The organism is Bacillus sanguinis (genome assembly GCF_018332475.1).
Lineage (GTDB): Bacteria > Bacillota > Bacilli > Bacillales > Bacillaceae_G > Bacillus_A > Bacillus_A sanguinis.
On sequence record NZ_BOQB01000252.1, the window covers coordinates 1 to 5,777 of the forward strand.

A 5,777-nucleotide genomic window follows, 5' to 3' on the forward strand; every position below is an offset into this window, starting at 1 on the left:
TCATTCTATATTCTTTCAGAGTAAAAGTTACTAGTTTATATTCAATTCGAATTTCTTTCAAATGATCCCAAAGTGTATTGTCTCTTTGAGGATAAAGCTTTAGCGAGGATGGACTAGCACCGATTTGTTTTGATATATAATGTATGACTGAATCCGGGATGTTTTTGATATGAGTGTATGGCCAACCGGGATATCGAAGAACAGCTAATTGAACGGCGAACCCTAAACGGTTTTCTTCTCTCCTTCGCTTATTGATAATTTCTAAATCCCGTTTGGAAAAAGTGTAGTAGGTTCCTAGCACCCACTCGTCTTCAGGAATTTGCATAAGGACCTGTCGCTGTTCCGATGTAAGCAATTCTCTACCTCTCGCAACTTTCATACAGTATCATCTCATTTCTGTAATTGTTCAGTTAATTAGTTCAATTATAAATCAATAGAGTGTACTCTATTGATACAAGTGTAGTAGACTGATAAAATCATAGTTAAGAGTGTCTCATAAGACTTGTCTCAAAAACGAGGTGATATTTTGCGAAAAATCGGTTATATACGTGTCAGTTCGACTAGCCAAAATCCTTCAAGACAATTTCAGCAATTAAACGAAATCGGTATGGATATTATTTTTGAAGAAAAAGTTTCTGGGGCAGCAAAGGATCGCGAGCAACTTCAAAAAATGTTGCAGGATTTACAGGAAGGCGACATTATTTATGTTACAGACTTAACTCGGATCACTCGGAGTACGCAGGATTTATTTGAATTGATTGATTTAATACGAAGGAAAAAGGCAAGCTTAAAATCACTCAAGGATACATGGCTAAATTTATCAGAGGATAATCCATACAGCCAATTCTTAATTACAGTAATGGCTGGTGTGAACCAATTAGAGCGCGACCTTATCCGTATGCGTCAACGTGAAGGGATTGAGTTAGCAAAGAAAGAAGGAAAGTTTAAGGGGCGTTTAAAGAAGTATCATAAAAATCACGCAGGGATGAATTATGCAGTAAAACTATATAAAGAAGGCGGCATGACTGTAAATCAAATTTGTGAAATTACTAATGTATCTAGGGCTTCATTATATAGAAATCTATCGGAAAGAAACAAATAGTTTGTCCTGATTCTATCAAAAGGTGTATTTTTTCACCAATATTTTTAGGCATGAAATGTCGGTAATTATTATCTATTTTGTTTTAAAGTAAATATTGAAAGGGAGTAAACTTATGGATTGGCTAGAAAGAATGAACAATGCGTTAAACTACATTGAAAATAGCCTGGATGAAGAAATAGACTACAAAGAGATTGCAAAAGCAGCTAACTGTTCTGAGTTTCATTTTTCAAGAATGTTCTCTTCAATCTCAGGTGTATCGCTATCAGAATATATTAGACGAAGACGGTTAACACTTGCAGCATTTGAAATTCAAAAAAGTGATATTCGGATCATCGATGTGGCAATTAAATATGGTTATATTTCTTCTGATACTTTCTCACGTGCTTTTCAAAAAATGCATGGGGTAACCCCTTCCAATGCTCGTAATAGAGGGGTACAGTTAAAAGCCTTTCCCAAAATTTCCTTTCAAATTTCTATTAAAGGAGATACCGAGATGGACTACAGAATTGAAAACCTTGATTTTGAATTAAGAATTGTCGGAAAAAGCAAGCCAGTAAAAACAAGCAGAGCATTTAAAACAATCCCTACGCTTTGGAACACTGCGAAAAAAGATGGATTTATGCAAGAACTAGTAGATATGTCATGGGAAAATCCAAAATGCACGCTTGAAAGCCTTCTGGGGGTTTGCGGAAAAGAAGCTGCCATCACAGATGAACAATTTTCCTATTTCATGGGCGTAAGATACGATGGGGAATCCCCAGAAAATATGGAGACGCTTATTATTCCCGCAAGTACATGGGCAGTTTTTCCGAACATAGTGGATGCATGGAAACGTTTATATTCCGAGTGGGTCCCTACCTCCGAGTATGAACTTGCAAATTTACCGTGTATAGAATGTTATTACGGTCCGAAGCATAAACCAAGACACGAACTCTGGGTCCCTGTTATCCCGAAGTAAATTACATATTCAGTAATAGAATGCTGTTTATGGAGTAACGAAAAAAGAGCCTAATTTCTCAATTTAGGTGATGGGAAATCAGGCTTTTTATATTGGAAATTCCTTATCGTTGTAAATCCGCATTTTCCTGACGCCACCCCGTTATGTACGCGTCAGTTCGACTAGCCAAAATCCTTCAAGACAATTTCGGCAATTGAACGAAATTGGAATGGATATTATTTATGAAGAAAAAACTTCAGGAGCCACAAAAGATCGTGAACAACTTCAAAAAATGTTAGAGGATTTACAGGAAGGTGACATTATTTATGTTACAGATTTAACTCGGATCACTCGAAGTACGCAAGATTTATTTGAATTGATTGATTTAATACGAAATAAAAAGGGAAGCTTAAAATCACTTAAGGATACATGGCTAGATTTATCAGAAGATAATCCATATAGCCAATTCTTAATTACGGTAATGGCTGGTGTTAACCAATTAGAGCGAGACCTTATTCGTATGCGTCAGCGTGAAGGAATTGAGCTCGCAAAGAAAGAAGGGAAGTTTAAAGGACGGTTAAAGAAATATCATAAAAATCACGCAGGAATGAATTATGCAGTAAAGCTATATAAAGAAGGAAATATGACTGTAAATCAAATTTGTGAAATTACAAATGTATCTAGAGCTTCTTTATATAGAAAGCTATCGGAAGGAAAAAAATAAGCATTCATTACTTATATTAAAAATTTCCGGGGATTGTGAAACAACGTACCTAACCAAGCAGGCTATTTCTATAAGGAAGTATCAATATTTGTTTATCTAACTAGGCACGATCATCAAAGGGTTCCGAGTACATTTTAACGGAGATATACGCTAAACTCAGATTTAAAGCAAGGCTGTATTTTCCGAGAACACTTTATAAAAAACAACCTTAGTCAATCACAAACGAAGGTTGTTTTTATAAAGTCATGGTCTAATTAAAACAATTGCTGTCCCAAGAGCATACTTGAGACTGAAAAGGCACCAGCAGGTGGTAAAACATTAGTATATATGGGAGGTCCCAAACGGGTTGTAAAGGTTGTAGCAATCCAATTTCCGTATTCACCAGCCAGCAAAGAGGGAGGTTTCATTATAAACCGTCCACTTAAAATGAAATGCCGAATGCTTATAGCGGTCTCATCAATTATTGTCAAGTTGCCAAAAAAGGAGGCATATGGTGAATCGAAACTTATTTGTTTAGCGCTTTCGTCCCAATACCCATTAATCGGAATAGGTATACCACGAAAATTAACTGTACCTACTACTTTGTTGTCTACAATGGAATCAATGGTAAGTATACCTCTAATAATGGATCTCCCCGCAATAGAAGCATCAATCCCCCATACGGATGGAAAGGGGATACTAACTTTGGCTGTCTTTGGAATTTTCAAAATTAACCTCTCCTTGATTATTTTATGTATAGATTGAGTTGTATTTAATCATAATCCTGTAGTAATGATACAGTATATGCACAGAGAATCACTTAGGTGTTTTGTTAAGAAAGAAGCATCAATAATCAATCAGCCTACTGTCTAGATGAACAAGAGTTTGCCTGACCCACGAAAAATATGGAACATTAATTGCTGCTCATACATATGGTCTCGTATTTGGAAAATTTCTTAGCTTTAAAATAAATCATCTGATTCAATGAAATGTAATGCCTATCATCACCTATTTTTATATGTATCTCAGACGAATTCCTATACCTCCGTTACTCTTCGATCATATTTTATTTGTACGAGGTGGTGTAAAATGTTTAAATTATATTTAGATCCTGGTCACGGGAGAATGGACCCAGGAGCTATTGGCAATGGGATGCAGGAAAAAGAAATTACCTTAAATATTTCCCGTAGCATCCGAAATCTCTTGGAAAACCATTATGAAGGCCTGCAAATTAAAATGAGTAGAACAGCAGATATTACGCGCAGCTTGAAAGAACGTACAGATGATGCGAATGCTTTCGGTACGGGGGCCAAAGGATGGATTTGTGGAAGAAGTGGGAGTCAATGTGGCGTTAATTCGGAAACGAATCAAATCAACCAGCATGGTTTATGAAACGAAAAAAGTAGGCGTTCGCACGAAAACAACCGTTGCAATTCTTTACATGCGTGACATTGTTGATCCTAAGATTGTTCAAGATGTAAAGAATAAATTAGATGATCTTCACATTGACGGAGCATTTAGCGCCACTCAGCTAGAAGAATTAATGGAACCGACAAAAGCATTGTTTCCTTTGATGGGGTATACAGGCAGAGCAGACTTTACCGTGAACTGTATGCTCAATGGGCGTGTAGCGTTGATTGTGGATGGTACACCGGCTGCGTTGATTGCGCCTGCCAATTTATTTTTGCTTGTGAAAGCACCCGAAGATATCCACTTTACTGCTTTGGCAGCTACATTTGGTCAAACGCTTCGTTTACTTGGCTTGTCCGTATCGCTACTGCTTCCTGCATTTTTTGTTGCCATTCTTTCCTATCATCAAGATCAGCTGCCCTATTATCTACTTGCCACTTTGGGGATTAACCGGTTGGGAATCCCTTTTGATGTGGCAGTTGAAATGTTTATTGCACTTCTCTTCTTAGAAATCCTGCGGGAAGCTGGTATCCGATTGCCTTCTGCGGTCGGCTCCACGGTAACGGTTGTAGGAGGACTTATCCTGGGGGATGCGGCCATTCGTGCTGGATCCTTATCCCCAGGTATCGTTGTCATCGGAGCAATTACACAAATCTTTGGTTCAACTTTATCGAGCCTATCATTGGCTGGAACGATTAGTACCTTACGCTTTTTTCTTTTCATTCTGTCTGCCACGCTTGGCATTTATGGCTTCTTTCTTGGATTATTTATTGTGCTCAGCCATTTAGCCTCATTGCGTTCATGCGGCTTGCCTTACTTGGCCCCAATATCACCTCCATTTAAAGACTTGGCCAACGCTTTGTTTCGATTACCTTGGCCATAGCGAAACACTCGACCGGACATGTTGAAGACACGAGATTCTACAAGGCAAGGGGACAGGCATAAATGAGGAGATATAAAAGTATGGTTGCACTTTTCCTTCTTCTCACCCTTACCGGTTGCTGGAGCAGATATGAAGTGCAAAACATGAACTATGCTACGGCTGTTGGAATAGACTATGTCGATGGCCAATACACCTTGTATGTGCAATTGCTTGATTTCTCGACAGTGGCCAAGCTGGAGGGACAGCAAAAAGCGGAGCAGCCCCCGGTTTGGGTGGGCAAAGGCGAAGGTTCCTCGTTTACGGAGGCGGCAAATGATTTGTACAGTACATCACAACAACGCTTAAACTTGGGACAAATCTCTGCCATTTTGTTCAGCGAGAGATTGATGAAGGAAAACAAAGTCGGAGAAGTGCTGGAATTGATCAACCGTTATCGTGAAATAAGGTACTTGGCCTGGCTGTTTAGCACAAGAGAGCCTCCTGAAGAAATCTTGCTGGCAACCCCATTTTTTAGATTTTCGCCAAATGCATAAAAATAGTTGTTTACTTTTATGCGTTCAAACAGTTGATTTATCAACCTTATGGTAAAAGCAAACGACTTTATTGTAATAAAACAAACCGATTAGTAAACAACTTTATTGGTAAGGAAAGAACTTTATTGTCACTCAACAGTTTCGTCATGTTAAATTTTGCCTAGCGTATGTTTTGCGCTTTTTGTTGGTAGGACCCCATGCCCATCAAC

General features: G+C 38.3%; 8 protein-coding genes. 6 read left to right on the plus strand and 2 right to left on the minus strand.

Annotated elements, in window-relative coordinates:
- Positions 1-379: DUF4158 domain-containing protein (locus KI369_RS22850; protein WP_212957496.1), on the minus strand; the 379-nt coding region annotated here is incomplete at its 3' end.
- Between the two features lie 147 nt (positions 380-526).
- Between KI369_RS22850 and KI369_RS22855 the strand changes: the two genes are divergently transcribed.
- From KI369_RS22855 to KI369_RS22865, 3 genes are all read left to right on the plus strand, one after another.
- Positions 527-1,102 carry a recombinase family protein gene (locus KI369_RS22855; RefSeq protein ID WP_062822405.1) on the plus strand — a complete coding sequence of 192 codons (576 nt, stop codon included), beginning with the start codon at positions 527-529 and terminating at the stop codon, positions 1,100-1,102.
- A gap of 112 nt (positions 1,103-1,214) precedes the next feature.
- Positions 1,215-2,060, plus strand: a complete 846-nt coding sequence (locus tag KI369_RS22860; RefSeq protein ID WP_000383881.1) for an AraC family transcriptional regulator — start codon at positions 1,215-1,217, stop codon at positions 2,058-2,060.
- Between the two features lie 127 nt (positions 2,061-2,187).
- Positions 2,188-2,763, plus strand: a complete 576-nt coding sequence (locus KI369_RS22865; RefSeq protein WP_033656251.1) for a recombinase family protein — start codon at positions 2,188-2,190, stop codon at positions 2,761-2,763.
- A gap of 254 nt (positions 2,764-3,017) precedes the next feature.
- Here the strand turns inward: KI369_RS22865 and KI369_RS22870 are convergent, their stop codons facing one another.
- Entirely contained in the window at positions 3,018-3,470 is a 453-nt protein-coding gene (locus KI369_RS22870; RefSeq protein WP_000701228.1) for a hypothetical protein, read from the minus strand.
- Between the two features lie 361 nt (positions 3,471-3,831).
- Between KI369_RS22870 and KI369_RS22875 the strand changes: the two genes are divergently transcribed.
- The 3 genes from KI369_RS22875 to KI369_RS22885 all read left to right on the plus strand — a co-directional run bounded on the left by KI369_RS22875 (position 3,832) and on the right by KI369_RS22885 (position 5,568).
- Positions 3,832-4,134 (plus strand): N-acetylmuramoyl-L-alanine amidase family protein, encoded by a 303-nt coding sequence (locus tag KI369_RS22875; protein ID WP_002073809.1) that lies wholly within the window; start codon positions 3,832-3,834, stop codon positions 4,132-4,134.
- Positions 4,067-5,035, plus strand: coding sequence for a spore germination protein (locus tag KI369_RS22880; protein ID WP_228271847.1), 969 nt, complete (start codon positions 4,067-4,069; stop codon positions 5,033-5,035). The genes KI369_RS22875 and KI369_RS22880 overlap by 68 nt, the downstream gene beginning before the upstream one ends.
- 80 nt (positions 5,036-5,115) lie before the next feature.
- Positions 5,116-5,568 (plus strand): Ger(x)C family spore germination protein, encoded by a 453-nt coding sequence (locus KI369_RS22885; RefSeq protein WP_000226102.1) that lies wholly within the window; start codon positions 5,116-5,118, stop codon positions 5,566-5,568.
- The last annotated feature ends 209 nt before the right edge of the window (positions 5,569-5,777 follow it).

Bases quoted from the DNA above. Each gene is read 5' to 3' on its own strand.
- KI369_RS22860 (WP_000383881.1), top strand. From the start codon at position 1,215: ATGGATTGGCTAGAAAGAATGAACAATGCGTTAAACTACATTGAAAAT.
- KI369_RS22875 (WP_002073809.1), top strand. From the start codon at position 3,832: ATGTTTAAATTATATTTAGATCCTGGTCACGGGAGAATGGACCCAGGA.
- KI369_RS22885 (WP_000226102.1), top strand. From the start codon at position 5,116: ATGGTTGCACTTTTCCTTCTTCTCACCCTTACCGGTTGCTGGAGCAGA.